The organism is Parafrankia irregularis, assembly GCF_001536285.1.
GTDB lineage: Bacteria > Actinomycetota > Actinomycetes > Frankiales > Frankiaceae > Parafrankia > Parafrankia irregularis.
This window is the reverse complement of the sequence record NZ_FAOZ01000021.1, coordinates 128,628-155,508: the sequence shown is the minus strand read 5'-3', so window position 1 is coordinate 155,508 and position 26,881 is coordinate 128,628. Positions and strand designations below refer to the sequence as shown.

Here is a 26,881-nt window from a genome sequence, read left to right as displayed (position 1 = left end):
GGCATCACAGAATCACCGGCTTACCAGGCGACCCGGCCCTATTTTTCCCTGCATCCGTGGAGGCCAGCGCAGCGGCCTGGCGACCCTTGCTCGGCGGCAGGCGGCAGGCGGCAGGCGGGGGCGGCGGAAACCGGAGGCTCGGGATCTTGCGGCAGGGTTTCCGGCGCCCCGGGGGCCTAGCTGTCGACGCCGATGGCGCGGCGGGCACCGGCCAGGACCGGGCGGGCCCGGTCGCGGGCCTTCTCCGCGCCGGCGGCGAGGATCGCGTCCAGCTCGCTGCCGGGGGCCACCAGCTCGTCGTACCGGGCCCGCAGCGGGGTCAGCCAGGCCTCCAGCGTCTCGTACAGGGCGTTCTTCAGCTCGCCCCAGCCGGTGCCGCCCTGCTCGAGGCGGACCCGCATGTCCTTGACGTCGTCCGGCGTCGCGAAGTTCTCGTAGATCTGGAAGGCCGCGGAGCTGTCCGGGTCCTTCGGCTCCTCGACGGGGGTGCTGTCGCTGACGATCCCGCGGACCAGCTTGCGTAGCCGTGACGGCGGTGCGAACAGCGGAATCGTGTTCCCGTACGACTTGCTCATCTTGCGGCCGTCGGTGCCGGGCATCGTCCGGGCACCGGTGCCGGCCGGGATCAGCGCCGTGGGGATCTTCAGGCTGTACTCGCTGCCGAAGAGGTGGTTGAACGAGCCGGCGATGTCCGCCGCGTACTCGACGTGCTGGACCTGGTCCTGCCCCACGGGGACCACGTCGGAGCCCATGATGAGGATGTCGACGGCCATCAGGATGGGGTAGTTGAACAGCCCCATGTTGACGCCGGCGTCCAGGTCGGCGGCGCCGCTCTCGGCGTTGCGGTCGCGAGCGGCCTTGTAGGCGTGAGCCCGGTTCATCAGGCCCTTGCCCGTGACGCAGGACAGGATCCAGGTGAGCTCGAAGATCTCCGGGACGTCGGACTGCTTGTAGAAGATCGTCTGCTCGGGGTCGAGGCCGAGCGTGATCCAGGTGGCCGCGACCGACCTGGTGTAGGTGGCGAACTGCGCCCTGTCCCTGATCGAGGTCAGGGCGTGGTAGTCGGCGATGAAGTAGATCGACTCGTAGGTCGCCGTGAGCTCCAGCGCGGGCCGGATCGCCCCGATGTAGTTGCCGAGGTGGGGTTCACCGGTCGGTTTGATCCCGGTCAGCGACACCCGGCGGCGATCCTGCGTCATGCTGCCTGATTCTACGGACAGCGGCCGACCGCCCCGGCAGCCGACATCTGATCGGCACCGGGGCGGCGGAAAGCGGGGACGACGGGAAGAACCGGCAGATCAGGCGTCTCCGCCGAACAGGCCGGTCACTGATCCGTCCTCGAACACGGCCTTGATCGCGGCGGCGATCAGCGGCTCGATCGACAGCTCGGTGATCTTGTCGATGCGTGCCTCGCTCGGCAGCGGCAGGGTGTTGGTGAGCACGACCTCGCTGATCTCGGAGTTCTTCAGCCGGTCGGCGGCGGGGCCGGACAGCACCCCGTGGGTCGCCGCAGCGATGACGTTGGTCGCGCCGTGCTCCTTCAGCGACTCCGCCGCCTTGGTGATCGTGCCGGCGGTGTCGATCATGTCGTCGACGATCACGCAGGTGCGCCCGTCGACCTCACCCACGACGTCGAACATCTTGACCTGGTTCGGGACGTCCGGGTCGCGGCGCTTGTGGATGATCGCCAGCGGGCAGCCGAGCCGGTCGGTCCACCGCTCGGCGACCCGGACCCGGCCCGAGTCCGGAGCCACGACCGTGACCTCCGAGGTGTCCAGCTTGTTCTCGATGTAGTCCGCCAGCAGCGGCAGCGCGAACAGGTGGTCCACCGGCCCGTCGAAGAAGCCCTGGATCTGCGCGGTGTGCAGGTCGACGGACATCAGCCGGTGCGCGCCGGCGGCCTTGAACAGGTCGGCGACCAGCCGGGCGGAGATCGGCTCGCGCCCGCGGTGCTTCTTGTCCTGGCGGGCGTACGGGTAGAACGGGGCGACGACGGTGATGCGTTTGGCGCTCGCGCGCTTGAGCGCGTCCACCATGATCAGCTGCTCCATCAGCCAGGTGTTCACCGGTGCGCCATGGCACTGGAGCACGAAGGCGTCGCAGCCGCGGACGGATTCCTCGAAGCGGACGAAGATCTCACCGCTGGCGAACTCGTAGGCGTTCGTCGGCACGGGCTCCACATCGAGAGCTCGGGCGACCTCCGCCGCGAGCTCGGGGTGGGAACGTCCCGCGAAGAGCATCAGGTTCCGACGGTTCTCGGTCTGGTATCCCACCGGTTTCTCCTCAAGGCGCATGGCTGGTGGCTCGTACCTCTGGCAGGCGGCCTGGCAGGGGCGCTGGCGGACGGGGAAGCAATGTCGGCCGGGCCGCCCTCAGGGGACCGTCCGGTGGCCGCTGGGCGACACACCCATGGTCGGGTGGCGCCCGTCGCGAGCCGGGACCTGGGCAACGCCGCCGCACGGTCAGGGCAGATCTACCCCCTCCGACCAGGCATCGCGCAGGGCTGGAGGGGGCTGCGTCGGGATCAGGCGGTCCCTTCGCGCCCCAGAGGTCGACCGTAAACCCTGGACCGGCACAACTTTGACCAAACCTCTCCCACGTTCGACCCGTAACGGGGCAAATGCCAGTGAATGGAGGGGGCGAGGAATGCGCTGTGCTTCAACTCACGTCTCCGGCTGCCGCTGGACGGCGCTCCTCGCGGCTTCGGCGGCGCGTGCCGCAGGGCTGTCGGGACGTCGGCGCAGCACCCAGTCGACGATCGTGCGCTGGCGCCCCTCCCGGACCGCCAGCGCACCGGGCGGGACGTCCTCCCGGATGACGGAGCCGGCACCGGTGTAGGCGCCGTCGCCGACGGTGACGGGGGCTACCAGCATCGTGTCGCTGCCGATGCGGACGTCCGAGCCGATCACCGTCCGATGCTTGGCGACGCCGTCGTAGTTCACGAACACGGTGGTGCAGCCGATGTTGCTCCGTTCGCCGATCACCGCGTCCCCGACGTAGGCGAGGTGCGGAACCTTGCTGTCGGCGCCGATCTCGGCGGCCTTGGTCTCGACGAAGGCGCCGATCTTGCCGTTCCGGCCGAGCCGGGTGCCGGGGCGCAGGTGCGCGAACGGGCCCACGACGGCGTCTGGGCCCACCTCGGCACGTTCCGCCACCGAACTGGTCACCCGGGCGCCCGTGCCGACCACCGTGTCGATGAGGGTGCAGTCCGGGCCGATCTCGGCGCCGGCGGCGACCCTGGTGGCCCCGCGCAGACGGGTGTTCGGCCAGAGCGTCGTGTCGGGCTCCAGCCGGACGTCTGCGTCGATCCAGGTGGAGGCGGGGTCGACGATGGTGGTCCCGGCGAGCATCGCCGCGTTGACGATGCGATCGCGCAGGGCGACGCCGGCCTCGCCGAGCTGCCGGCGGTCGTTGACACCGGCCGCCTCGGCCGCGTCCGCGAGCACATGTGCCGCCACGGGCTGGCTGTCCGCCACGAGCAGGCCGACCACGTCGGTGAGGTACTCCTCGCCCTGCGCGTTGTCGGTGGTGAGCCGCTTGAGCGCACCGCGCAGCAGTTCGACGTCGAAGACGTACACGCCGGTGTTGATCTCGTTGATCGCCGCGGTGGCCGCATCCGCGTCGCGCTGTTCGACGATCTCCCGCACCCGGCCGCCGGGGCCGCGCACGATCCGGCCGTACCCGGTGGGGTCCGCGACCGCGGCTGTCAGGATCGTCGCCGCGGCGGCCGTCTCGTGGTGGTGTTCGACGAGGCCGGTGACCGCCTCGCGGGTCAGGAGCGGCACGTCACCCGGCAGCACGATCACCGGTGCGTCCGGCGGGAGATCGCCGAGTGCGCCGAGGGCGGCTCGCACGGCGTGCCCGGTGCCGCCCTGGTGCTCCTGCACCGCGGTGATCACGTGCGGCGCGCGGTCGGCGAGCATCGCCGTGACCTGCTCCCGCCCGTGGCCGACGACGACCACGGTGCGTTCGGCCTGGATCGGCGTGGCCGCGTGGAGCACGTGCTCGAGCAGGGTGCGCCCGGCGAGCCGGTGCAGGACCTTGGGCAGCTTCGAACGCATTCGCCGGCCTTCGCCCGCCGCGAGGACGATGACAGCGGCCGGACGTGGCTGAGTCACAGAAGCTCCCGCAATCTCGACGGAACCGGGCTGCGCCTGGCCTGCCTCGTCGATGGCCGAAGCGCACCGGCCGAACCGCACCGGTCGACCTGCACCGGCTCACTCGCGGAACGTGAGGCATCGACTGGCAGCCTACCGGGGCAGCACTCTACCCAGTGAACCTTTTCCGTAGTCGGCGGGGGACCTGCGGCGTCGCTGACCGTGACCGTGAGACGGAAAAGGTTCAATGCACCTTTTCCATCGTCGGCTGGTACCCGCGATGCCCCTGACCGTGGACCGTGAGATGGAAAGGCTCGGCGTTGAGTGGGTCCATCTCCAGATCCGGGATCGTGTGAATACGATACAGAAATCAGGGATTAAAATAAAGAGATACACCTGGCGGGATAGTGTGGCCCACGGGCCCGAAACATCCTGCTTCCCTCGTGCTCCGCCGCCACGACTCGAACGTGGACTAAGAGAACCAAAATCTCCTGTGCTGCCGATTACACTACGGCGGACCGTGAGGAAAGGGGCCGTTGGGAAAAGGCCGGCCAGTTCCGGCGCTAGTCTACCATCGTCGCGGCGATGGGAAGAAATATTCGCGGGTCTGGGCGTGCGTGCATGTGGTCTCGCCGGCCACGCGCCGCCGCGGCTGCGGCGGCACGGTTCGAGTGTCGCCTCGTGGCCGACCGGAGTCGCCGCGGCGACTCCGGTCGGCCACGGCCCGTTATTGCCCTCGCGGCCCGCCGCCCTTCGCCTTCACCCGGTGCCCGGCCGGCTACACCTCTCCCGACAGCACACCCTAAGGACACAAGGTGATGATCACATTGCGGGGGGTGTCAGGACCGACCGGTCGGGGAATCAGTGCTCGCGTAAAGAACGCGATCTGCCGCGCCGCGGTCCGGCACGTACCCGGTTGCACGGCCCGTTTGCGTGGCGGACGCCGTGAATGGGGCCGGCCGTCATCCAAGCGGGCTAACGTGGCGACTACAGGGTCGGCAGTGAGCGGCCCACCGCGACGGACGGGATGAAGCCGATGACCGCTGCCGACACGGTGAAAACTACTGAAAACAGGCCTCGGGGTGTGTCTGTCGCCGACGGTGACCAGCGCTCCGCGAGTGCCGGCCGACCTGCGTCGGAGCAGCCGGGGGAGCGCCACACCGCCATGCCGGGCTCGGCCGCCCGGGCACGCGGTGAACAGGTTGTGCTGCTGGCCACGATCCTGGTTCCGTTCGCCGCGCTTGTCGCGGCCGTTCCGTTGTTGTGGGGGCGCTGGATCTCCTGGCGTGACGTGGTGCTGGCGGCAGTGATGTACGCGATCACCGGCCACGGTGTCACGATTGGATTCCACCGGTATTTCACCCACCGTGGATTCAAGACCTCCCGGCCGGTGCGGGCAGCGCTGGCGATCGCCGGCAACATGGCTATTGAGGGACCGGTGATCCGCTGGGTCGCGGACCACCGCCGCCACCATGCCTTCAGCGATGCCGAGGGCGACCCGCACTCGCCGTGGCGCTACGGCACCGGGCCGGTCGCGCTCGCCCGCGGCCTCTGGCACTCCCACATCGGCTGGCTTTTCGACGTCGAGCAGACCGATCAGCGCCGCTATGCTCCAGACCTTCTGGACGACCCGATGATTGTTCGGATCAGTCACTCCTTCGCCCTCTGCGCCTTTGTCAGCCTCGCGGTGCCCCCGCTTGTCGGCGGGTTGTGGGGTGGTTCGTTCGAAGCGGCCGTGCAGGCCTTCTTCTGGGCCTCGCTCGTCCGGGTGGCATTGCTGCACCACGTCACCTGGTCGGTGAACAGCATCTGCCACGTCCTGGGCTCGCGGCCCTACCGCTCGCGGGACCGTTCCGGCAATGTGTGGCCGCTGGCGCTGCTGTCCATGGGTGAGTCCTGGCACAACCTGCACCACGCCGAGCCGACCTCGGCCCGGCACGGCGTCCGGCCCTGGCAGGTCGACACCAGCTTCTACGGCATCAAGCTGCTCGAGACCCTGCGGCTGGTCTGGGACGTCCGCTGGCCTGATCCGGAGCGCCTGGCCGGCAAGCGGGTCTGACCGCGCCGGCCGGGCGGCGCGGCGCGGCTGCCTCGCGGGTCAGGAGCCGGGTCACTCGCGGGTCAGGAGCCCTCGACCCGCGAGGCCAGGGTCAGCCACTGCTCCTCGGTGGAGTCCTTCTGCGCCGTGACGGCCTGCAGCTCGGTGTTCAGGGCGAGGATGCGCCTGTGATCGGTGGCGGCCTCGGCCAGCGCGGTGTGCAGCTCCGACTCCTGGCGCTCGAGCTTCTCCAGGGCCCGCTCCAACCGGGACAGCTCCTTGCGGGCCGCCCGCAGCTCTCCGGAGGTCATCGCCGGAGCCGCCGGCGTGCTCGCCCCGGGCCCGGTCCCCGCGCCGGTCGCGGCCCCGGAGCCGTTCCCGGCGGACCGGTCGGTGGCGGTGGACCGGCCGGTGGCGCTCCCGCCGCCAGCCCCGGCCGAGCTCGGCGGCTGGCCCGGGGATCCGGCCGAGGCCTCGGCCGCCGCCCGCCTGGCCAGGTACTCCTCGACCCCGCCCGGCAGCATGGTGATCCGCCTGTCGCCCAGCAGCGCCATCACGACGTCGCAGGTGCGCTCCAGGAAGTAGCGGTCGTGGCTGACGACCACGAGGGTCCCGGGCCAGGAGTCCAGCAGGTCCTCGAGCGCGGTCAGCGTGTCGGTGTCGAGATCGTTCGTGGGTTCGTCCAGGAGCAGCACGTTCGGCCGCTCCATCAACAGCCGCAGCAGTTGGAGGCGGCGCCGCTCGCCACCGGAGAGATCACGCACCCGGGTCCACTGCCGGCCTGAGGGAAGGCCGAACTGCTCGAGCATCTGCCCGGCCGTCCGCTCCCGGCCGCGTTCCAACGTGAGGACCCGGGCGACCTGCTCGACGGCCTCCAGCGCCCGCAGCTCGCCCGGCAGCTCGGCGACCTCCTGGGACAGGGTCGCGACGCGCGCGCTGGCACCCTGCCGGACCTGCCCGGAGTCCGGCCGCAACGCGCCGGTGAGCAGGCGCAGCAGCGAGGTCTTGCCGGCACCGTTGACCCCGACCAGCCCGATCCGGTCGCCGGGCCCCAGCCGCCAGGTCACGTCGTGCAGCAGCTCACGGCCACCGACGGACAACGTGGCGTCCTCGACGTCGAAGACGTCCTTGCCCAGGCGCGCGGCGGCGAACGTGCGCAGCGCGAGGCTGTCGCGGGCCGGTGGCTCGTCGGCGATCAGCGCGTTGGCGGCGTCGATGCGGAACCGCGGCTTGCTGGTCCGGGCCGGCGGGCCACGGCGCAGCCAGGCCAGCTCCTTGCGGAGCAGGTTCTGCCGCCGGGCCTCGGTCGCGTCGGCCCGCCGGGCGCGTTCCGCCCGGGCCAGCACATACGCCGAGTAGCCGCCCTCGTAGGCGTCGACCCGCCCGTCCACGACCTCCCAGACGCGGTCGCAGACCTCGTCGAGGAACCAGCGGTCGTGGGTGGCGACGAGCAGGGCGCATCGCCGGGAGGCGAGGTGACGCGCGAGCCAGGCGACGCCCTCGACGTCGAGATGGTTGGTCGGCTCGTCCAGGATGAGCAGGTCGAGCTCCTGGACGAGCAGGCGGGCCAGCGCGACCCGCCGCCGTTCACCGCCGGACATCGTGGCGGTGCCCTCGTCGAGCCGGTCGAGCAGCCCGAGGCCGGTGAGCACCGCCCGCTGCCGGGGGTCGGCCGCCCACACGTGGTCGGCCACGTCGCCGACGACCGCCGAACGGACGGTGCCGGCGGGCAGCGCGTCGGTCTGGGACAGCGCGCCGATCCGGGTGCCACCGGCGTGCACGACCCGGCCGGAGTCCGGCTGTGCCTCACCGGAGAGGATGCGCAGCAGGGTGGACTTCCCGGCCCCGTTGCGGCCGACCACACCGATCCGCTCCCCGGTACCGAGCCCGAGGCTCACCCCGTCGAGCAGGACCCGCGTGCCGTGCGCGGCGGAAACCGTCTCCAGCGAGACGACGACAGCGCTCACGCCGGCCTCCGCGTCATCGCCACGCCTGTCACCGTCACGCCTGTCACAGTCACGCCGGCCACAGTCAGGCCTGTCACTGGCACGCGGGTCACCGTCACGCCGAGGCGGACGACGGGGGAAGCACCTGGGCGCCCGCCACCGGCCCCTGCGCACGCCGGACCGCCCGGGCGACACCCATGCCGGCGAGGCTCGCCGCGAGCGACACGCTGGCGGCGGCGTCCCGCGCGAGGAAGGCACAGGTCGGCCCGGAGCCACTCACGATCGCGCCGATCGCCCCGAGCTCGAGACCGCTCTCCAGGACCCGCCGCAGTGACGGACGCAGCCGCAGCGCGGCCGGCTGCAGGTCGTTGACGAGCGCGGCGCCGAGCTCCTCGGGAGAACCGCTGCGCAGGGCGCTGAGCACCGCGTCGGCGGGCGTCGGGCCGGTCTGCAGCCGGCCCTCGGCCAGCCGGTCGAACTCGGCGTAGACAGCGGGGGTGGACAGCCCGCCGTCGGCGAGGGCGAACACCCAGTGGTACTCGCCGCGCCCGAGGACGTCGGTCAGCTGCTCACCGCGGCCGGTGCCGAGCGCGGTCCCGCCGGCGAGCGGGAACGGGACGTCGCTGCCCAGCCGGGAGGCCAGTTCCACCAGGGTCGCGCGGTCCAGGCCGGCTCCCCACAGGGCGTCGAAGGCGACCAGGGCCGCGGCCGCGTCCGCGCTGCCGCCGGCCATGCCGGCCGCCACGGGGATGCCCTTCGACAGGGTCAGATGGGCCGCTTCCCCGTGGATGCCGGCCGCCTCGGCGACGAGGTACGCGGCGCGGACGGCCAGGTTGTCCCGGCCGGTGGGCACCACCGAGATCGAGGACTCGGCTGGCGTGTCGTCGCCGTCGGCGCCCGCCGGGCTCGACGGTCGGGCGCCTTCGCCCGCGACACCGACCGTGACGATGATCGGGTCCTCGTCGGTGAAGACGGGGCCGGAGCCGTCCGGCCCGGCCAGCGACTCCGGCGGGATCGACGTCGCGGTGATCTCGTCGTAGAGCGAGACGGCCTGCAGGATCGTCGTTACTTCGTGGTAGCCGTCGGCGCGCAGTGGGCCCACTCCGAGGTGCAGGTTGACCTTGGCGGGAGCGCGAACGGTGACGGTGGGTTGGGCGTGACCGGGTTCGGCGGTGCGTCGACCCGGATTCGATCGAGGCAGCGGACGCTCCTTGGCTCAGGCGTCGCTCGCGGCGAGCGCGCTCGGCGTGGCCGGTGGTGGTCACCAGGGCTTGCGCTCAACCTATCGGTCGCGGCGTCCGATCGGCTCCGCGCGCCGGGCGGACGTATTAGTCCGGTCCGGGCGGGTACCCGTCGGGTGCACAGCACGCGGGACATGGCAGGCCATGGCCGGTGATCGCAGACCACGACGGGTGTGCGCCCGATGGTCCGGCCCGACGGCCGGCCCGATGCCCGGCGAGGTGCGGTCGGCCCGGGTGTACCCGGTCGGCCGGATGAGAGGAACCGTGACGCGGGAGGGGCAGCGATGACGACCACCACTCGGACCGAGGCCGCAGCGGACTCGGGCCAGGACGCAGCGGCGGCGCGTGGGGGACCCGGGCAGACCTGGTCGGCGCATTCCGGGCCGTCGGCGTCCCAGGGGGCCCCGGCCGGCAGCGGGGACCGCTACGAAGGCCGCGGTAACGGCACCTCCGAGCGCTCGGGAGCGATGGCCAGGCGCACGTCCACCGAACTGGTGACGGCCCAGGGCCGGACGTCGATCTCGGACTCGGTCGTACGCAAGATCGCCGGGGTGGCCACCCGGGAGGTCTCGGGCGTGCACGACCTCGGAACCGGCGGAACCCGTGTGATGGGCACGTTCAGATCCCGGCTGCCGGGCACCACTCCCAGCGTGTCGCAGGGGGTCGCGGTCGAGGTCGGTGAGCGGCAGGCGGCCGTCGACCTCGATGTGGTCTGCGAGTACGGGGTCTCGATCGTCGATCTCTCCCAGGCCGTGCGGCGCAACGTCGTCGACTCGATCGAGCAGATGACCGGCCTGGAGGTCACCGAGGTCAACATCGCCGTCGATGACGTCTATATCGGCGATGAGGAGCCGGAACAGGGCCCCCGAGTGCAATGACCACCGCCACCGCCACCACCGCCGCCATCGCCACCACCGGTGCGGTCGCGGGCGCGCGGGCTCGGCCCACCCCGGGTGCGGGTCGCGGATGGAGCACCGACCGGCGCGCGGTCGAGCGGCGCGCGGTCGAGCGACAGGTGCGGGCGTGTCCGGACGTGATCCGGCTGGCCGGTAACCCGGCCGAGGCGGTGCGGGTGCTACCGGACGCGGTCGTCGTCGCGGTGGTCTGCCGCTACGGCCCCACCATGACCGAGCTCGCGAACCAGGTCCGGTCGGCGGTTCTCATCGCGGCTCCGGAAATCCCACGGGTGGACGTGATGATCACCGATCTCGACGTCGACCTGCCGGGGTGGCCGTCCCCGGCCCCTGGCGCTCCGGTCACCCGCGGCGCCCCGCTCGAAGCCCGGAGAGTTGAGGGTTTCACCCATGCCGGTTCGGGTAGCTGACCGCCGCGGGCCCGGGGCGTCCGCCCGCGGTGCCGCCCGCGCCGGGAGCCGAGCCGGCCGGAACCCGCCCCGTCCCGCGGGGGCCGAAGCGGCGGCGGAGCGGGCGCGGCTGGCGCAGCGGGCGCGGCTACAGGCCGCTCGGCGGCGCTTCGTTCTCGCGAACCACCCGGACCGCGGTGGTGACCCGGTGGCGTTCGCCCAGGGGCTGCGTGCGTTCGACGACGCTCGGCCGTCGCAGACCGTCACCTTCTACCGCCGGCAGGGTGTGCTCCGTCGCAGCCTCGCGGCGCTCGCCCGCATGCTGGCGCGGACGGGCGGCCGCTCGTGAACTGGAAGGTCATGAGCGCCCGGGTGAGACTTGGTGCCGACCCAACGTGCCGAGTCCGACACTCGGTGAGCGGTCTCGGTGAGGTGAGCGGTCTCGGTGAACGGTGGGCCAGTGAGCGGCGAGCCGTAGCCGTGAAGTCGTGCCAGAGCCGAGAGCCGAGGGTTGAGTCGGTGACGGTCGGTGACGTCTATGGGGAGGTGCCTGGATGCGATCGGGTGCGCTAGGGCTTGTCGCCGGGCTCGTCGCTGGTCTCGCGCTGGCGTTCGGGGGCTTCGGTGAGTTCCTCATCGTTCTGCTCTTCGGCGCGATCGGCCTGTTCGTCGGGAAGATCGTTGATGGTGACATCGATCTGAGTCGCCTTGAGTGGGTCCGCGCCCGGTCCGGCTCGGAACGCTCGGCCCGCTCGCCACGCGACGGGTTCGTCCGCGGCGAGCGCCGTCGGGGGCGGACGTGAACATCAGGACCCCGGCCGGGGCTCGTCCGGGCGCGGTGCGGGTGGCGGAACGGGTGGTGGCGAAGATCGCCGCGGTCGCCGCGGCCGAGGTCGAGGACGTCGCGGCCCCGCCGCCCCGCCCGGGGAGGAGGGGCCGTCTCAGGCGCTGGCCCGAGGCTTCGGTGAAGGTCGTCAACGGAGCGGTCCGGGTGTCGCTGACCTTGTCGGTCGTGTACCCGGCTCCGGTCGCGGCCACGGCCGAGGCGGTCCGCAACCGGGTGCGTGAGCGGGTCGCCGCACTGGCTGGTCTCTCCGTCGCGCACATCGACATCGAGGTGCCGATGCTGTGCGGGCCGGCTGGCGCCGGAGTGCGGGCGCACTGAGGTCGTCCGCCCGCCCGGGTCGTCCGCCCGCCCGCGGTGGCGACGTGTCGGGACGGCTACCGCCGGGCAGATCGAAGTGTGCTGGTCGTTCGCTCGGACCTCGGTTTCGTGATTGCGGAGTCGGCGTCGGGGGAGGCCCAGCAGCTGGACGGGGATCCCAGCGGCTGAGGGAGGCGCCATGCGGCCCGGTAACCGTGTTCTTGCCGCACTCGTCGCGGCGCTGCTCGCGGCCGCCGGTGTGATCGCGGTCGTGGAGATCGTCGCCGCGTCCGGCGGGCGCGGGCCGGTGATCGTCGACTGGCCCGCCTGGTCGGCCCACCTCACCGCCTGGGCGTGGTCGTCCGGCGCGGCCCGCTTCTGGGGCGTGCTGCTCGCGCTCGTCGGCCTCGGCCTGCTCCTGCTCGGCTCCCGGGCTGGCGGTAGGCCCCGGTTCCAGGCCCGTCCGACCACTTCCGGCGCGTCCGGCGCGTCGTCGTCCCGCGTTTCGTCCTCCGGCGCGTCCGCGTCCCGTGCGTCTGTGTCTGGAGCGTCTGGAGCGTGCGCGTCCGGTGCGGCGGCGGAGGTGGCCGTGTACGTGCCTCGCAGTGCCCTCGCCCGAGCACTTCGCGCCACGGCGCTGGCGACCGACGGGATCACGTCCGTGTCGGTGCGGGTAAGGCGCCGCCGCGCGGTGGTCCGTCCACGGCTGCGGGGGCGGACGTCCGTAGGCGCGGTGACGGAGGTCCGGGCACGGCTCGCGCGCACGATCGAGTCCTTCGAGCTGCGACGTCCGCCGCGGCTCGTGCTGGAGCCGGCGGTCGGCGGGCGGCCGCGACGACTTCGGCGGGGGAGTCGGCGGATCCGGCCCGACGGTGCCGCGGGGGCCCCGACCGGCTGGGGGACGTCCGCGGCCAGGCGCCGGGTCGCCGGCGGCGTCCACACACAGGACGCCCACACACAGGACGCCCACGTGCGGGACGTCCACGCGGCGGGTGACGGTGCAGCAGGTGGCGGTGCCGCGGGTGGTGCGGCCGCCGCACAGGACGCCCTGGGGGCGCGGGAGCGACCGCGGTGAGGCCCGGTGGGCGTGGAGCTGGCGGCGACGGAGGCGGAGGCGCTGGCGCTGGGCGCCACGCTGGCTCCGCCGGGCTGCGGCGACGCCGGTACCGGCCGGCGGTGGAGCGCTGGAACCGTGTCCTGTTGGGGCTGCTCGGCCTGCTTCTGCTCGGTGCCGGTGTGGTCGTGCTCCTGGCCGGATTCGGTGTGTTCGGCACGGACTTCGCCGACCAGGCCGTGCTCGGCCCTGACATCAGATCCTTCGCGGCCCGGCATGGCTGGTTCTGGCCAGCGGTGGGCACGGCGGCCGGGCTTCTCGCCCTGGGCGCGCTCGGCTGGATGTTCGCTCAGCTCAGAACCGGCCGGCCGCGTGGGCTCCAGATCACCGACGACGTGGTCGGTGGTGTCCATGTTGGCAGCGCCGCGCTGACCGACGCCGTCGCGGACGATCTGCTGCGGAACCCGGTGGTGCGAGCTGCCCGGGTGGACCTTCGGGGGGGTCCGCGGCGGCCGGTGCTGCAGATGGCCGTCGAGGCGGAGGCCGGCGCGGACGCCCGTGCGGTGCGTTCCGACGTCGAGGGCCGCGTCCTGCCGCGCGCACAGCGCGCATTGGGGCGTCCGGACCTGGCGGCCGAGGTCGAGCTCGGGGTGTACGCTGCACCGCCGGCCCGGGTGCTCTGATGCCTGCTTCTCGGGCGGGTCGGTCACACTGCGGCGGGTCGGTCACACTGTCCGTCGGGTGGACCGTTCAATAGGTGAGACTGTCCTGGGCGACACGACACCCGTCAGGAGTTGACGGCAGTGCGTCCGGTACTGTTGAGAACCGCGTCCTTCGCGGTCTCGCCGTCCGGCACTGATCCATCACTGTGCGAGCTGGCGCTGTGTGAAGAGCACAGTGTGAGCTGGCACTGTGCGGGATTGTCCCGACGGCGCCGAGTTATCAGTTGTTGAAAGGATGAGCGCCCCCATGTCCGAGGTCCGCATCGCCGCGGAGCCGCGCACCGAGTTCGGGAAGGGCGGGGCTCGTCGCACCCGCCGGGCCGGCAAGGTCCCGGCTGTTCTCTACGGTCACGGCCAGCCGCCGCGCCACATCGCGCTGCCCGCCCACGATCTGCTGCACGCGTTCAAGACCGACGCCGGTACCAACGTCCTGCTGACGCTGGAGATCTCGGGTAGCACCGAGCTCGCCCTCCCCAAGGAGGTGCAGCGCCACCCGATCCGCGGCAGCTACGAGCACGTCGATCTCGTCCTGGTGAACCGCGGTGAGCGGGTCACGGTCGAGGTCGCGATCACCCTCGTCGGTGACGCCCACCCCGACACCCTGGTCGACCAGCAGGTCACCGCGCTCGCCGTCAAGGCGGACGCGACTGCGCTGCCCGGCCCGATCGAGGTCGACATCACCGGTCTCGAGCCGGGGCACGGCATCGCCGCCTCCCAGCTCGAGCTGCCGCGCGGCGTCGAGCTCGAAGCTGACGCCGAGCTGGTCATCGTTCAGGGGCTGGCCAAGAAGACGGCGGCCCAGGTCGAGGCCGACCTCGGTGAGACCGCCGAGGCCGCCGAGGGTGCCGAGACCGCCGAAGCCGCCGCGTCGGCCTGAGCCTGAGCCGTTCGGCGAACCACGTGGACGTTTCCGCCGACGACGGGCCCTGGCTCGTCGTCGGCCTCGGCAATCCTGGGCCCGGTTATGCCGGGAACCGGCATAACGTCGGTTTCATGGTGGTGGACCTGCTGGCCGAGCGCACCGGCGCTCGGCTGCGATCCCACCGCTCCCGCGCCGATGTGGACCAGGTGCGCCTCGCCGGCCGTCCGGCGGTGCTCGCCAGGCCCCGGACGTTCATGAACGTCTCGGGGCCTCCGGCGGCTGCCCTGCGGGCCTTCTACAAGGTGGACGTCGCGCACGTGATCGTCGTGCACGACGAGCTGGACATCCCGTTCGGCGCCATCCGGCTCAAGCGCGGAGGCGGGGACAACGGCCACAACGGCCTCCGGTCGATCACCTCATCGCTGGGCTCGCGTGACTATCTCCGGGTGCGGGTCGGTATCGGCCGCCCGCCTGGCCGGATGGACCCGGCGGACTTCGTGCTTCGTGACTTCAGCACGGTTGAGCGCAAGGAGCTTCCGCTGCTCGTCGACAGCGCGGCGGATGCTGTCGAGTCACTGCTCTCCGAGGAGCTCTCCGCGGTCCAGAACCGTTTCCACGCCAGCTGACGGGTACGGCGCAGGCAGGGCGAATGCGCCGTGCGCCAACCATGTTCGCCCGCTGGGCATCCGGGTAAGTTGGCGGGGTGCTGCGTGACCAGAGCCCTCGATGCTCGCACTGACGCCCGGGCGCCCGCTCTCGGGCGACTCCTACACCGTCGTCGCGCTCGGCGCGCACGCCGATGACGTGGAGATCGGCGCCGGTGGCACGATCGCCCAGATGATCGCCTCTCGCCCGGGGACCATGGTCCACTGGGTGGTCTTCTCCGGCGGCGGCGAGCGGGGCTCCGAGGCCGAGGCCAGTGCCCGTGAGCTGCTCGGCTCGTCGCTGGGCTCGCTGCACCTGCACGAGGTTCGGGACGGGTTCCTGCCCCGCGAGTGGAGCGGGGTGAAGGAGATGCTGCTCCAGATCGCCCGCCAGATCACGCCGGACGTCGTTTTCGCGCCCTCACTGAGCGATGCCCATCAGGACCATCGCATGCTGGCCGAACTGGCCTGGCAGGCTTTCCGGGGCGCGCTGATCCTCGGCTATGAGATCCCGAAGTGGGAGGGCGACCGGGGCACGCCCACTCTCTACGTGCCGGTGTCCGAGTCGGTGGTCGCGGCCAAGGTCGAGCACCTGCAGCGGCATTTCCGCAGCCAGCACGACCGGGTCTGGTTCGACGAGGAGACCTTTCGCGCCACCATGCGGCTGCGGGGCGTGGAGTGCGGCAGCCGCTACGCCGAGGCCTTCGACGCGCGCAAGCTGACGCTCCTCTGGTGATCACCGGCGGGTGGCCACCCGGCAGTCACGAAGGCTGGCCACCCGGCACCTGCGAAGAGTGGGGGATTTCGGTCGTTCCAACGACCAAAATCCTCGAGTCCTGCCGGGTGGCAACGGCGGCCCGAAGTCACGGTTCGAAAATCTGAGGATCTGCGTCGTCCCACCGACCAGAATCCTCAGATCCTGCCAGGCGGCAACTGCGGCAAAAGTGGCAACGGCCGCCCGGAGCTCGGGATCCGCTGGGGCTACCGGAGTGTCGCGGCCGGCTGGCCCGGCGCCGCGGCTGTGGCCGCGCGATGCTGATCGGCCAGCATGCTCCGGAGGCGGCCGATGAGCGTCGCATGATCAAGCTCTCGCAGGACGAAGTCGCGGCCCGCGGTGCCGACCTCGGCGGCCAGCCACGGGTTCTCCAACAGGCCGCAGACCGCGTCGGCGAACGCGGCCGGGTCGTCCGCGACGAGCAGGTGCTCACCCGCGCGCCAGCCGAGGCCACGGCTGCCCGTCGGCGTGCTCACCACCGGTGTGCCGACCGACATCGCCTCGATCGCCTTGATGTTGACACCGGACCCGGACTGCATCGGGTTCACCGACACCGTGGCGCCGGCGACGTAGCCGAGGACGCTCGGCACGTCGGTGTGCAGCTCGACACCGTCGAAACCGCCGAGCCACTGTGCGAGCCCCTCTTCGGGGCGCCGCCCGACGACCTGCAGGATCGCCTCGGGGTGGCGCTGGCGGATCGTCGGCCAGCAGCCCCCGAGGAACCACCGCAGCGCCTCGATGTTCGTGGGCGTGTCCAGCGAGCCGACGAACACCGCGGTGGTCCCCGCCCGCTCGATGCCCGCGAGCCCGCCCGCCGCCCGCACACCCGCGACCGTGCTGGCCGGCAGGAACGGTGGCAGATGGTATGTCGGGACGCTCGCCCGCGGCCGGCGCCATTCGTGGTCCTCGACCGAGATGTCGGCGATGGCGTTGATGAGCGGCGAGTGGTGCATCTCCTGCTCGGCCAGCCGGAGGCGGTGGTACTCCAGCTCGTAGGCGACCGCGCGGGGCCCGCTGGAGCTCCGGGCGAGGACGTGGAAGAACTCCGAGTCGATGTTGTGCGCGCGCACCAGGTGCGGAAGACGCCAGATGCGCGCGATCTCCTCGCCCAGATGCGACGTCCGGCAGCTGTAGCTGATGACGAAGTCGGCTCGGGGTGGCGTCTGCCGCAGGGCCTTGCGCAACGGCCCGACGGGGCGCGACGCGTGGATGAAGGGCCGCGGGGACAGGTGCGCGAGGGGACTGTCGTCCCGGGGAAGCCGGATGACGGCCGCGCCGGGAACGGCCTCCTCATAGGCGGCGATATCGAGGTCGGTACGGGACGGCACCAGGACCTGCATCCGGATACCGGCCGCCGAGGCCGCGGTGAGGAAGCTGAATGTCTCCACACGCCCACCGGCATCCGCGGGCAGGAAGGGCTCCTCGACCACGACGATCCAGCGTTCGGAGTCGCTCATCCCAGCAACTGTAGCCCGTTGGTCCCGCGACGCCGCCGACCGGTCCACGAACGGCGGGCCGGGGCGTCGCCGCCATTGCCCGCGCCGTCGTGGGGGACCGGCCCGTGCGGGGCCGGCTGGCGGGACCTGCTGGCGGGAGCTCGCGGCCGACTGGCACCTTGGTACCACCGGACTCCGGCCGGATTGGCAGATGCCCGCGCCGAAAGGCCCGTGCGCCAGGGCCAGTGGGACAAGTCCGGTGCGACCCGCGGCGGAATGCGGCGGGGGAACACGGCTGTTTCGGCTTCATTGCGAGCGCAATAAACACGGACCGGCTGCGAGGTGACGTGCCCGTCTGTCGGCGCGAACCAGATCACGGATCAGACCACGGCGAAGCCGATCCGTTGAGCGGACGGTGATCGCGACTCGACGGGCGTCGCCGATCTGACGGGAACGATGCCCGGGGGCCTCTCTGCGGACGCGCAAGGCCACCGCTACGGTAATGCCATGACAGGAGCTCGTGCGTTCGGTAAGGGCGTCGCGATCGCGGCACTCGGTGCGACCGCCGTGTACGGTCACGTTCTGTATCCCGCCTATATCGGGTACCGGAGTCGTGGGCTCACACCGTCACAGCCGGAGGACCCAGAGGTCTGGCCGGGGCTGAGCGTGGTGGTCTCCGCCTACCGTGAGGCCGCCGTCATCGGTACGAAGCTCGACGAGCTGACCGGTACGGACTACCCCGGGCAGATGGAGATCGTGGTCGTCGCGGACGACGCGGAGACGGCCGCGGCCGCCCGCCGCCCCGGCGTCCGCGTCCTCTCCTCCGGGGAGCGGCTGGGCAAGGCCCGTGCGGTCAACCGCGGGGTCGCGGCGGCGAGCCATGACGTGGTTGTGCTCACCGATGCCAACGCGGTGCTGGCGCCGCACGCGCTGCGCGCCGCGGCCCGCCACTTCACCGATGAGACCGTCGGTGCGGTGGCCGGTGAGAAACAGGTCGACGACCCGGCGGGTGCCCAGGGCTTCTACTGGAAGTTCGAGTCCTGGCTCAAGCAGTGCGAGTCGGCGACGGGTGCCACCATCGGCGTGGTCGGCGAGATGCTCGCTTTCCGGCGTAAGGCGTTCCGCCCGTTGCCGGGCGACACCGCGGTCGATGATGCCTGGCTCGCGTTGGACATTCTCGAAAGTGGTCTGCGGGTGGTCTACGAGCCCGAGGCGTATTCGATAGAGACGTCCGCACCGGACTATGACGCCGAATGGGAACGTCGTACCCGAATCGTCGCCGGGAACCTGGACATGCTCTGGCGGCGCCGTGAGGCGCTCGTCCCCGGCGCGCTGCCCGTGACCGCCCAGCTCTGGGGGCACCGGCTCGTCCGATCCTCGTTCGGGCCGATGGCACACGTGGCGTTGGTGGCGCTGGCTGTGCCGGCGGCGCGGCACAGCTGGGGGGCCCGGCTCTTCCTGGTCGGCAACGCGGCCGGTGCGGCCAGCGCCGGCGTGCTCATGAGGGGCGGCACACCGCCCGGCCCGAGCCGGCTGGTGGCCCAGGTGTTCTTCCTGCAGGCCGTGGCGCTCGGCGGGGTACGCCGTTTCCTCGCCCACGACCGTCCCGCGGTCTGGCCGAAGCCGGAACGGCAGGCCCCGGCCGCCGCGCAGTCCCCGACCCAGCTTCCGTCCGCTCCCGAGGCCGCCTCCGGCCCCGCGAGCACGCCGGCCTCCAGGGCGAGCTGAGAGGAGTTCACGTGTCGGACAACGATGCCGTCCCGGCTGCCGAAACCGAGCCCGTGGAGCCGACAGCGCCCAGCGCTCCCGCGGACGCGGCAGCCGCGGCGGATGTGGCGGCGGACGCAGCCACATCCGCGGCCGCACCGAGCACCCGGCCCGTCGCGCCCGGCTGGTCGTTCGAGCTGTCCCTGGTGAGTTTCCACAGCCGTGGTCAGCTGGAGCAGATGTTCGAGACGCTGCCGCCGGACCTGCCGGTCGTGGTCACCGACAACGCCAAGGGCGTGGACAAGGTCGACGAGCTCGTCGCGCTGCGGCCGAACGGCCGGTACATCGACTCGGGCGGCGGCAAGGGCTTCGCGAAGGCCTCGAACATGGGCATGCGCTCGTCCGCATACGAGTACGTGGTGCTGGGCAACCCCGACAGCCGGCCGACCGTCGAGATCATGCAGGCGCTCGTGGACGACCTTGAGCGTGACCCCGAGCTGGTCGTCAGCGCGGCCACGATGCAGGGCACCGACGGCCGGCCCGAGCTCGGGAACGGCGGCTGGGAGCCGACCCCGCGCCGGGTCCTCATGCATGTGCTCGGCGCACACAAGATCGCGCCGTCGTCGGCGCTGTTCGCCCGCCCGAAGCCCAACCGCCCGATGAGCCCCGAGTGGCTGACGGGGGCCTGCATGGCCGTGCGCCGCAAGGCCTTCCTGGAGCTGGGCGGCTTCGACGAGACGTTCTACGTCTACAACGAGGACATGGCGCTCGGCCGGGCGATTCGGGAGGCGGGGCTGCGGCAGCAGCTGCGCACCGACCTGTTCGTTCCGCACGGCGCGGGCGGCTCCGGCGCCGGCAAGACCTGGATGCTCCAGATGCGTGGCGCCTCGATGGTCCGCTATCTGCGCAAGCACAACGCGCCGGCACGGGTGAACGTCATGCGCTCCATGCTCGTCGCGGGTTATGCCGGGCGTACCGCGCTTTCCCGGGCCCGCGGCCACAAGGCCACGGCGGACGAGCACGCGGCGTACATCAAGGGCCTGCTGGTCGGCCCGCCGCCGCGCTGACCTCCGGGCGTGGTGCTGAGATCGCCACCGCTTGAAGATCATGGGATCCTGGTCGTGCTGACGACCAGGATCCTCAACTCTTGCCCGGCAGCAACGACGTCCCGAAGTTCGGGACTCCGCCAGGGCCTGCGGAACGACCAAAATCCCGGACTCCTGCCGGCCGCCAGGAGGTAGGAGGAGCGGACGCCCCGGGAGGCGTCGCTCGGCTGGTCAGTGGGGGGTCTTCCAGGGCTGGGTGTCGACGGGCCTGCCCGCCGACGGTGGCGTGGTGGCCCGCGGCCGGATGGCTGGCGGGTGCTGATGCACCGGACGTACCGGCATCGTGGGCCGTCCCTGCGGTGTCTGCGGCCGGACGATGTGCGCCGCGGGCTCGGGCCGGGCTGCTGCCGGGGCCTGCCGAGCCCTTGTCTGCGGTGCCTGCCGAACCGGTGTCGGCGCGGGCCGGACCGCCGTCGCCGTGGACCAGGCCGGATTCACCGCGGGCCAGGCCGGCCTTGGTGCGGGTGCGTGCCCTGGCGGCGACCAGCTCGGGTCCACCGGTGTGGCCTTTCGCTGCCTGCGGCGTTCGCGCATCGTCGCGTACCGGGCACCGAACAGAAGGTGCGCGAGTGCTCCGAGCAGCGCACCCTCGACCGTGGCCAGGCCCAGCATGAGAATCCACAGCGCCGCGGAGGGCCCGGCCGAGCGCTTCGAGGGGGCGAGGCCGACGGAGTCGTCCGGGGCCGCTGTGAGGCTCCCCGTCGCCGCGCTGCCGCCCGCTGAACTGTCCGCCGTGGCATCGCCCGCCGCGGTGGCACCGGGGCTGCGCGTGGCGAGCAACGGGTTCGTGGCGACGAGTGGGATCTCGGTCGTCAGCGCCGCGACCGGGTCAACGAGCCCGAAGCCGTACTGGTCGTCACGTCCCAGCGGGCCCATGTCGGTTGCGGTGCGAATCAGCCGGTTGACGACGTTGGCCGCGTCGAGGGTGGGCAGCTCGGCCCGGACGAGCGCCGCGACACCCGCGACGATCGCGGCGGAGTTGCTGGTGCCGCCGCCGGTGTCGAGCCCGTCCTCGGAGACCCGCGTCGGTACCGGAACCCGGATCGCCGGCCCTGGCGCGGCCAGGACGGACTGTGGCCCCTGCACCGAGCCACCCCAGAAGCGCCCGCGGTAGTCCGTGCCGGTGACGGCGATGACTCCGGGGATGTTCGCCGGCGAGTTCACGGCGGTGTCGCCAGGCTCGGTGTTGCCGGCCGAGGCCACCACGACCACGTCGCGCTCCAGCGCGTACCGGACGGCACGCTCCTCGGCGTCGGTGGCATGCCCCACCGAGCCCAGCGACATGCTGATCACGTCGGCGCCGCGGTCCACCGCGATCCGGATCCCGCGGGCGACCTCGTCGGAGTCCGCCCGCACGCCCGTGGAGATCGGCAGGACCTTCGCCGCCGGTGCCACCCCCCAGACGGCCGGATCCCCGACGTCGGCACGGCCGGCGATGATCCCGGCCATCGCGGTGCCGTGGCCGTCGGGGTCGTCGTCCCGCAGCCCGTCGACTGCGGCGTCCGTACCGATGCCGGCGCCGGGCAGCAGTTGGCCGCGCAGCTTGGGATGGGTGGCGTCCACGCCGCCGTCGATGACGGCCACGATGACTCCGGCGCCGAGGCTCACCTGGTGCGCGTCAGCCAGTCGGAGGCTCTGCTGGTACCACTGTTCTTCCCTGGACGAGAAGAGACCGGGGGTTGGGGTGGGCCCCGTCGCGGAGGTGGGCCCGGCCGCGATGGCCGCCGTTGCGGGCACAGCGAACGACAAGGTGAGGACCACGGCCGACAACGCCGTGCGACTTCCGCGTCGGCCACCCATCACCAACCGACCTGCCTTCGGACGTTCCGCCAACGCGGGACCAGGGGTGGCGCATCACGCCTTCACATGGGACGCGAGCTTTTCCGTCGCCGACGTGGACCCACCGGCATCCTGACCACGGGCCGTGAGACGGAAAAAGCTCACTTGATGTCCGTCGCCGAGCCTGACACATCCCGGGCGTTGTGTGGGCGTTTGTCTTTGAGTCGACAGACCCCACGTCTGGGCCCGACGCATGTCGGGGACTCCGGGTGGCGGGAATCACATTTTTGTGTGGCGCCCCGGCCCCGCGGGGTATGCGCAGAGTGGTCGTCGCCAGACGGACAGGAATCTGGCGGGGCGTCGACAACGACCCCTCCGACCACCTCGGTACCTTCTGGGGTCGGAACGTTGGGTCGCGTGTGGATCTGGCGTGCCGTTGTCGAGATCGGGAGGACTCGCGAATGAAGGTGCTCGTCACCGGCACGGAAGGCTACCTGGGGTGTCTGCTGGCCCCGGAGCTGCTGCGCGATGGTCACGACGTGGTCGGTGTCGACACCGGCTACTACAAGTTCGGCTGGCTCTACCGCGGCATGGATCGCGTTCCCTACACGATCGACAAGGACCTCCGGAACCTCACCGTCGAGGACTTCGAAGGCGTCGACGCCGTCGTGCACATGGCTGAGCTGTCCAACGACCCCCTCGGCGCGCTCGCGCCGGACGTCACCTACAAGGTGAACCACCAGGGGTCGGTGCAGTTGGCGAAGCTCGCCAAGCAGGCGGGCGTCGAGCGCTTCGTCTACATGTCGTCCTGCAGCGTCTACGGGGTCGCGACCGGCTCGGACGTCACGGAGACGTCCCCGGTCAACCCGCAGACCCCGTACGCGGAGTGCAAGGTGCTCGTCGAGCGGGACGTCGCGCCGCTGGCCGACGACACCTTCTCGCCGACCTTCATGCGTAACGCGACGGCCTACGGTGCCTCGCCGCGGATGCGTTTCGACATCGTGCTGAACAACCTGGCCGGGGTCGCCTGGACCACCGGTGAGATCGCGATGACCTCGGACGGCACGCCCTGGCGCCCGCTGGTGCACGGCCTGGACATCGCCAAGGCGATCCGCTGCGTGCTCGCCGCGCCGCGCGACGCCGTCCACAACCAGATCTTCAACGTGGGTGACAGCGCGCAGAACTACCAGGTGAAGGAGATCGCGGACGCGGTCGCCACCGTCTTCACCGGCTGCCGGCTGAGCTTCGGCGACAACGGCGGGGACAACCGCAGCTACCGGGTGTCCTTCGAGAAGATCGCCACCCAGCTCCCCGGCTTCGCCTGCGAATGGGACGCCCACAGCGGCGCCAAGCAGCTGCATGAGGTCTTCAGCCGCATCCAGCTCGACGCCGAGACGTTCACCGGCCGCGGGCACACCCGGCTCAAGCAGCTCCAGTACCTGATCGGCACGGGGCAGGTCGACGCCGAGCTGTTCTGGACCGCCTGATGATCCTCACGCCCACCGCCGTCGACGGCGTCACGGTCGTCGACGTCGAGGCCTTCACCGACGCCCGCGGCCTGTTCGCGCGCACCTTCTGCGCCGAGGAGTTCGCCGCCGCCGGGCTGGAGGTCTCCGTCGCCCAGTGCAGCGTGGCCTACAACCGGCTCGCCGGGACGGTCCGCGGCATGCACTGGGCCGGTGAGCCGGTGCGCGAGACCAAGCTGGTCCGGTGCACCCGCGGGGCGCTGCTGGACGTCGTCGTCGACACCAGGCCCGGTTCGCCGACCTACCTGGAGCACGTGGCGGTGGAGCTGACCGCGGACAACCACCGGGCCCTGTTCATCTCGGCCGGCCTGGCCCACGGCTACCAGACCCTGGTGGACGACACAGAGGCCACCTACCAGATGAACGTGCCGTTCACCCCGGGGCACGATCGCGGGCTCCGTTTCGACGACCCGCGCCTCGGCATCGCCTGGCCGCTGCCTGTCTCCGTGATCTCGGACAAGGACCGCGCCTGGCCGTTGCTGACCGCCGCCGTACCGAGCGGGGCCGCCACCCGATAGACCGCCGTGCCCGTGCCCGTGCCCGTGCCCGTGCCCGTGCCCGTGCCGGTGGCCGCTTCTGTGGTGCCCGTCGAGATGCCCGGCGTGCTTGCGTCAGGTCAACTCCGCACGTGTGTGACACTCACGTCACGGGATGGACGGCCTGCCGTGGGCCGATCCCGGGCAGGAGGCGGACGAAGCGGGCGAAGCCGGCGGCGGGCGTGGCGCACAGGGCACTTCAGTAGCGTGGAAGTGCCCGGTGGCGGCTCGGACCGGGAACGCGGAGAGGACCAGTGATCAGGTTGTTTGCATGCCTGTCATGGTGATCTGGTCGGATGCGACTGCTGGTGGTCCAGCTCGTGGCCGCTGACCGAAGACGGCCAGCGGGCGTCGGGCCAGCACCACGATTGCCGTGAGGATTGCGGTCGTCATCATCTCGAACGAGGCCGGCTACGGACCGGCCGCAGCCCAACGCAGGCCGCTCACTGGTCACCGCGCCGCAGTGACCTCGAACAGGGGAACGAATGTCATCCGGTAGCGCAGCAGAAGGAAGCACGGCCGCGGGGGGCGTCGCCGCCCCGGTCACCGCCTGCAGATCATGCGACGGGCCCGCTCCGCGGCTCTTCCTGTCGCTGGGCTCCACTCCGGTCGCGAACCGGCTGGTGAAGGCGGACGCGCTTGGCGCGGTCGACCCCGTCTTCCCACTGGAGGTCGGCTTCTGCGAGCAGTGCGCGCTCGTCCAGCTCACCCACGCGCTGCCCGCTGACGAGATCTTCGACGCCGACTACCCGTACTTCTCCTCGTTCTCCGACATGCTCGTGCGGCACTCCGAGAAGCACGTGATCGACCTGATCGCGAGCCGCGACCTCGGGCCGGACAGCCTGGTCGTCGAGGTCGCCAGCAACGACGGCTACCTGCTCAAGGCGTTCGTCGAGCGGGGCATCCCGGTACTCGGCATCGAGCCGACGCCGGGGCCGGCGGCCGCGGCGCGTAAGGCGGGTGTGCCCACCCGTGAGGAGTTCTTCGGCGCCGACCTCGCCCGCGCGCTCGTCGCCGAGGGCCTCAAGGCGGACGTCATCATCGCGAACAACGTGATGGCCCACGTCCCGGACCTGAACAGCTTCGTCGAGGGCTTCTCGATCCTGCTGAAGGACGACGGCATCATCGACGTCGAGAACCCCGGGGTCGGCGCACTGCTGGCGCACAACGAGTTCGACACCGTCTACCACGAGCACTTCTGCTACTTCTCCACCATCGCCGTGGACGCCCTCATGCGCCGCCACGGCCTGGCGCTGGTCGGGGTCGAGGAGTTCACCGAGCTGCACGGCGGCACGCTGCGCTGGCGGATGCAGCAGCAGGCGGCGGCCGCGCCGACGGCCTCGGTGGCCGAGGTGCTGGACGCCGAGCGGGCCGCCGGGCTGGGCTCGTTCGAGCGCTACGCGAGCTTCGGCGACGACGTCCGCGTGCTGCAGACCGAGCTGACCGAGCTGCTGCGCTCGTTGCGGGCGGACGGGAAGTCCGTCGCCGCCTACGGTGCCGCCGCGAAGGGTGCCACCCTGCTGAACTCGACCGGCATCGACCACTCGCTGATCGACTTCGTCGTCGACCGCAACGTCCACAAGCAGGGCAAGTACATCCCCGGTGCGCGGATCCCGATCCTCGACCCGGCCGTCCTGCTGGAGCGTCAGCCCGACTACCTGCTGCTCCTGGCCTGGAACGTGAAGAAGGAGATCATGGCGCAGCAGGAGGAGTACGCCGCTCGGGGCGGGCGCTTCATCGTCCCCGTTCCCCGTCCGGTCGTTCTCTAGGAAAGCGGCACCCACCAAAGCAATGACACCTGTGTCGGCAGCCGTCCGGCTGTGCCGTGCACCCCGTGCTCCGGGCGCCCTGAGCCTGCCCGGCGGAGCGGGGCGTCCGGCATGACCGATCTCGGCACGGAACCGAGAGCCGCGGGCGGGGAGGACGCCGACCTCCCGCCCGAGGTGCCGTCCGGCGACGCCGGAAGCACCCAGTACGTGCCCCGCGCCCGGCGAACCCGGTGGGGCCGGCGTGATTCGGGCCGCGATTCGGGCAATGGGCCGAACCTGACCGGCGCGGCGTCATCGCCTCCGCCCGCGGACTCGTCACCAGGCTCGCCTCATATGCCGGGTTCGGGTTCGGGCTCGCCGGTCGGGCCGGTGCAGGTGTCTCCGGGTGTCCAGGTGGGTGGTCCTCCGGTGCCCAGGAACAGCTCCCCGGAGCCGCCCGATCCACGAGGAGGCCCCGGCCCGGGCCGGCCGACATCCGGCCCGATTCAGGTGGAGGGTCTGTCTGCTCGGCAGGCGACGCCCCCGCCGGGAGGCGGGTACCCGGCCGCCGGCCAGCACGACCAGCATCAGCAGGCCGGGCAGCACCAGGCGCAGCCTGACGGCCAGCACCAGGCGCAGCCTGACGGGCAGCGGCAGCCCGGCCAGCGACGGCAGCCGGGGAGGCACCGCCAGACCGGGGACAACCGCCAGCAGCCCGGATGGTTCAGCACCCCGCCGCCCTCCGGACCTTCCGGAGCGGGGCCGGCGTCCGACGGCGAAGTTCCCGGCAGACGGGGTGCGTCGCGCGCGCTGACACCGCCTCCGGGCTGGACCGCGATGCCGCGCAGCCCGGTCGGAAACACGCCACCGCCAGGATCGGTCCCCCAACCCGGCGTCGTACCACCGGCCGGCGCTGTGACGCCGCCGGGAGCGACGCCGGTCCCAGGGGAACCGGCACGGGGTTCCGCGCCGGCGGCGCCGTCACCGGCCACTCCTTCCGATGCCTGGGTCCTGCCCGAGACGACGGTGCGGATGGTCGGAGGGCCGGGTGTACCGCCGGAGCGAGGCGCCGGCCGCCAACCGACACCGCTGCCAGCCCGGCAGCCGACACCGCCGGCGGTCCGCCAACCGACACCGCCGCCAGCCCGGCAGCCCACACCGGTGCCCGGGGAACGGCCGCCGAGGGCACCGGATCCTGTGCCCGGCATCCGGGTGGA

Annotated in this window: 23 protein-coding genes and 1 tRNA gene; 16 read left to right on the top strand and 8 right to left on the bottom strand. The window is 71.8% G+C overall.

Annotation, left to right across the window (positions count from 1 at the left end; genetic code table 11):
• Positions 1 to 176: 176 nt before the first annotated feature.
• The 4 genes from AWX74_RS26215 to AWX74_RS26200 all read right to left on the bottom strand — a co-directional run bounded on the left by AWX74_RS26215 (position 177) and on the right by AWX74_RS26200 (position 4,615).
• Positions 177 to 1,199, bottom strand: coding sequence for a tryptophan--tRNA ligase (locus AWX74_RS26215; RefSeq protein WP_091282338.1), 1,023 nt, complete (start codon positions 1,197 to 1,199; stop codon positions 177 to 179).
• A 99-nt stretch (positions 1,200 to 1,298) separates the two neighbouring features.
• The gene (locus AWX74_RS26210; protein WP_091282335.1) at positions 1,299 to 2,273 is read right to left on the bottom strand and encodes a ribose-phosphate diphosphokinase; all 975 of its coding nucleotides are present in this window, start codon (positions 2,271 to 2,273) and stop codon (positions 1,299 to 1,301) included.
• A gap of 390 nt (positions 2,274 to 2,663) precedes the next feature.
• The gene (gene glmU, locus AWX74_RS26205; protein ID WP_091282399.1) at positions 2,664 to 4,118 is read right to left on the bottom strand and encodes a bifunctional UDP-N-acetylglucosamine diphosphorylase/glucosamine-1-phosphate N-acetyltransferase GlmU; all 1,455 of its coding nucleotides are present in this window, start codon (positions 4,116 to 4,118) and stop codon (positions 2,664 to 2,666) included.
• Between the two features lie 425 nt (positions 4,119 to 4,543).
• Positions 4,544 to 4,615, bottom strand: a tRNA-Gln gene (locus AWX74_RS26200).
• Between the two features lie 518 nt (positions 4,616 to 5,133).
• Here AWX74_RS26200 and AWX74_RS26195 point away from each other — a divergent pair.
• Positions 5,134 to 6,156, top strand: a complete 1,023-nt coding sequence (locus tag AWX74_RS26195) for an acyl-CoA desaturase (protein WP_091282396.1) — start codon at positions 5,134 to 5,136, stop codon at positions 6,154 to 6,156.
• A gap of 62 nt (positions 6,157 to 6,218) precedes the next feature.
• On the opposite strand, the gene AWX74_RS26190 is transcribed toward AWX74_RS26195, so the two are convergent.
• On the bottom strand, positions 6,219 to 8,102 hold the full coding sequence (locus tag AWX74_RS26190; RefSeq protein WP_091282332.1) for an ABC-F family ATP-binding cassette domain-containing protein: 1,884 nt from the start codon (positions 8,100 to 8,102) through the stop codon (positions 6,219 to 6,221).
• Positions 8,103 to 8,196: 94 nt separating this feature from the next.
• A complete protein-coding gene (locus AWX74_RS26185) occupies positions 8,197 to 9,183 on the bottom strand; it encodes a 4-(cytidine 5'-diphospho)-2-C-methyl-D-erythritol kinase (RefSeq protein ID WP_242666426.1) in 987 nt (328 codons plus the stop codon).
• Positions 9,184 to 9,606: 423 nt separating this feature from the next.
• On the opposite strand from AWX74_RS26185, the gene AWX74_RS26180 reads away from it, so the two are divergent.
• The 10 genes from AWX74_RS26180 to AWX74_RS26135 all read left to right on the top strand — a co-directional run bounded on the left by AWX74_RS26180 (position 9,607) and on the right by AWX74_RS26135 (position 15,787).
• Entirely contained in the window at positions 9,607 to 10,200 is a 594-nt protein-coding gene (locus AWX74_RS26180; RefSeq protein ID WP_091282326.1) for an Asp23/Gls24 family envelope stress response protein, read from the top strand.
• On the top strand, positions 10,197 to 10,646 hold the full coding sequence (locus AWX74_RS26175; RefSeq protein ID WP_091282323.1) for a hypothetical protein: 450 nt from the start codon (positions 10,197 to 10,199) through the stop codon (positions 10,644 to 10,646). Before AWX74_RS26180 ends, AWX74_RS26175 begins: the two co-directional genes overlap by 4 nt.
• A complete protein-coding gene (locus AWX74_RS26170; protein WP_091282319.1) occupies positions 10,627 to 10,974 on the top strand; it encodes a hypothetical protein in 348 nt (115 codons plus the stop codon). The genes AWX74_RS26175 and AWX74_RS26170 overlap by 20 nt, the downstream gene beginning before the upstream one ends.
• Positions 10,975 to 11,179: 205 nt before the next feature.
• A complete protein-coding gene (locus AWX74_RS26165) occupies positions 11,180 to 11,428 on the top strand; it encodes a DUF2273 domain-containing protein (protein ID WP_091282316.1) in 249 nt (82 codons plus the stop codon).
• Complete coding sequence (locus tag AWX74_RS26160) at positions 11,425 to 11,790, top strand: Asp23/Gls24 family envelope stress response protein (protein WP_091282313.1); 366 nt, start codon at positions 11,425 to 11,427, stop codon at positions 11,788 to 11,790. The genes AWX74_RS26165 and AWX74_RS26160 overlap by 4 nt, the downstream gene beginning before the upstream one ends.
• A gap of 178 nt (positions 11,791 to 11,968) precedes the next feature.
• On the top strand, positions 11,969 to 12,844 hold the full coding sequence (locus tag AWX74_RS26155) for a DUF6286 domain-containing protein (protein WP_193209807.1): 876 nt from the start codon (positions 11,969 to 11,971) through the stop codon (positions 12,842 to 12,844).
• Between the two features lie 101 nt (positions 12,845 to 12,945).
• Positions 12,946 to 13,506, top strand: coding sequence for an alkaline shock response membrane anchor protein AmaP (locus AWX74_RS26150; protein WP_091282309.1), 561 nt, complete (start codon positions 12,946 to 12,948; stop codon positions 13,504 to 13,506).
• Positions 13,507 to 13,792: 286 nt separating this feature from the next.
• On the top strand, positions 13,793 to 14,422 hold the full coding sequence (locus AWX74_RS26145; protein WP_091282304.1) for a 50S ribosomal protein L25/general stress protein Ctc: 630 nt from the start codon (positions 13,793 to 13,795) through the stop codon (positions 14,420 to 14,422).
• A gap of 23 nt (positions 14,423 to 14,445) precedes the next feature.
• Positions 14,446 to 15,033, top strand: coding sequence for an aminoacyl-tRNA hydrolase (gene pth / locus AWX74_RS26140; protein ID WP_091282301.1), 588 nt, complete (start codon positions 14,446 to 14,448; stop codon positions 15,031 to 15,033).
• A gap of 100 nt (positions 15,034 to 15,133) precedes the next feature.
• The gene (locus AWX74_RS26135; protein WP_054565264.1) at positions 15,134 to 15,787 is read left to right on the top strand and encodes a PIG-L deacetylase family protein; all 654 of its coding nucleotides are present in this window, start codon (positions 15,134 to 15,136) and stop codon (positions 15,785 to 15,787) included.
• A 245-nt stretch (positions 15,788 to 16,032) separates the two neighbouring features.
• Here AWX74_RS26135 and AWX74_RS26130 read toward each other — a convergent pair whose 3' ends face one another.
• Positions 16,033 to 17,283 (bottom strand): glycosyltransferase, encoded by a 1,251-nt coding sequence (locus AWX74_RS26130; RefSeq protein ID WP_091282299.1) that lies wholly within the window; start codon positions 17,281 to 17,283, stop codon positions 16,033 to 16,035.
• A 486-nt stretch (positions 17,284 to 17,769) separates the two neighbouring features.
• Here AWX74_RS26130 and AWX74_RS26125 point away from each other — a divergent pair, with 486 nt between their 5' ends.
• Positions 17,770 to 18,990, top strand: a complete 1,221-nt coding sequence (locus AWX74_RS26125) for a glycosyltransferase family 2 protein (protein ID WP_091282295.1) — start codon at positions 17,770 to 17,772, stop codon at positions 18,988 to 18,990.
• Positions 18,991 to 19,094: 104 nt separating this feature from the next.
• On the top strand, positions 19,095 to 20,036 hold the full coding sequence (locus AWX74_RS26120; protein WP_091282392.1) for a glycosyltransferase: 942 nt from the start codon (positions 19,095 to 19,097) through the stop codon (positions 20,034 to 20,036).
• A gap of 210 nt (positions 20,037 to 20,246) precedes the next feature.
• On the opposite strand, the gene AWX74_RS26115 is transcribed toward AWX74_RS26120, so the two are convergent.
• Positions 20,247 to 21,824: a S8 family serine peptidase gene (locus AWX74_RS26115; protein WP_341271978.1), complete on the bottom strand. Its 1,578-nt coding sequence runs from the start codon at positions 21,822 to 21,824 to the stop codon at positions 20,247 to 20,249.
• Between the two features lie 491 nt (positions 21,825 to 22,315).
• Between AWX74_RS26115 and AWX74_RS26110 the strand changes: the two genes are divergently transcribed.
• The 3 genes from AWX74_RS26110 to AWX74_RS26100 all read left to right on the top strand — a co-directional run bounded on the left by AWX74_RS26110 (position 22,316) and on the right by AWX74_RS26100 (position 25,685).
• Positions 22,316 to 23,341: an NAD-dependent epimerase/dehydratase family protein gene (locus tag AWX74_RS26110; protein WP_091282286.1), complete on the top strand. Its 1,026-nt coding sequence runs from the start codon at positions 22,316 to 22,318 to the stop codon at positions 23,339 to 23,341.
• Positions 23,341 to 23,898 (top strand): dTDP-4-dehydrorhamnose 3,5-epimerase family protein, encoded by a 558-nt coding sequence (locus AWX74_RS26105; RefSeq protein WP_091282283.1) that lies wholly within the window; start codon positions 23,341 to 23,343, stop codon positions 23,896 to 23,898. The genes AWX74_RS26110 and AWX74_RS26105 overlap by 1 nt, the downstream gene beginning before the upstream one ends.
• A 503-nt stretch (positions 23,899 to 24,401) precedes the next feature.
• Positions 24,402 to 25,685 (top strand): class I SAM-dependent methyltransferase, encoded by a 1,284-nt coding sequence (locus AWX74_RS26100; protein WP_054565259.1) that lies wholly within the window; start codon positions 24,402 to 24,404, stop codon positions 25,683 to 25,685.
• The last annotated feature ends 1,196 nt before the right edge of the window (positions 25,686 to 26,881 follow it).

Coding starts and splice junctions, on each gene's coding strand:
- AWX74_RS26215 (WP_091282338.1), bottom strand. CDS start 1,199: ATGACGCAGGATCGCCGCCGGGTGTCGCTGACCGGGATCAAACCGACC.
- AWX74_RS26195 (WP_091282396.1), top strand. CDS start 5,134: ATGACCGCTGCCGACACGGTGAAAACTACTGAAAACAGGCCTCGGGGT.
- AWX74_RS26180 (WP_091282326.1), top strand. CDS start 9,607: ATGACGACCACCACTCGGACCGAGGCCGCAGCGGACTCGGGCCAGGAC.
- AWX74_RS26175 (WP_091282323.1), top strand. CDS start 10,197: ATGACCACCGCCACCGCCACCACCGCCGCCATCGCCACCACCGGTGCG.
- AWX74_RS26170 (WP_091282319.1), top strand. CDS start 10,627: ATGCCGGTTCGGGTAGCTGACCGCCGCGGGCCCGGGGCGTCCGCCCGC.
- AWX74_RS26165 (WP_091282316.1), top strand. CDS start 11,180: ATGCGATCGGGTGCGCTAGGGCTTGTCGCCGGGCTCGTCGCTGGTCTC.
- AWX74_RS26155 (WP_193209807.1), top strand. CDS start 11,969: ATGCGGCCCGGTAACCGTGTTCTTGCCGCACTCGTCGCGGCGCTGCTC.
- AWX74_RS26145 (WP_091282304.1), top strand. CDS start 13,793: ATGTCCGAGGTCCGCATCGCCGCGGAGCCGCGCACCGAGTTCGGGAAG.
- AWX74_RS26135 (WP_054565264.1), top strand. CDS start 15,134: ATGCTCGCACTGACGCCCGGGCGCCCGCTCTCGGGCGACTCCTACACC.
- AWX74_RS26130 (WP_091282299.1), bottom strand. CDS start 17,283: ATGAGCGACTCCGAACGCTGGATCGTCGTGGTCGAGGAGCCCTTCCTG.
- AWX74_RS26125 (WP_091282295.1), top strand. CDS start 17,770: ATGACAGGAGCTCGTGCGTTCGGTAAGGGCGTCGCGATCGCGGCACTC.
- AWX74_RS26110 (WP_091282286.1), top strand. CDS start 22,316: ATGAAGGTGCTCGTCACCGGCACGGAAGGCTACCTGGGGTGTCTGCTG.
- AWX74_RS26105 (WP_091282283.1), top strand. CDS start 23,341: ATGATCCTCACGCCCACCGCCGTCGACGGCGTCACGGTCGTCGACGTC.
- AWX74_RS26100 (WP_054565259.1), top strand. CDS start 24,402: ATGTCATCCGGTAGCGCAGCAGAAGGAAGCACGGCCGCGGGGGGCGTC.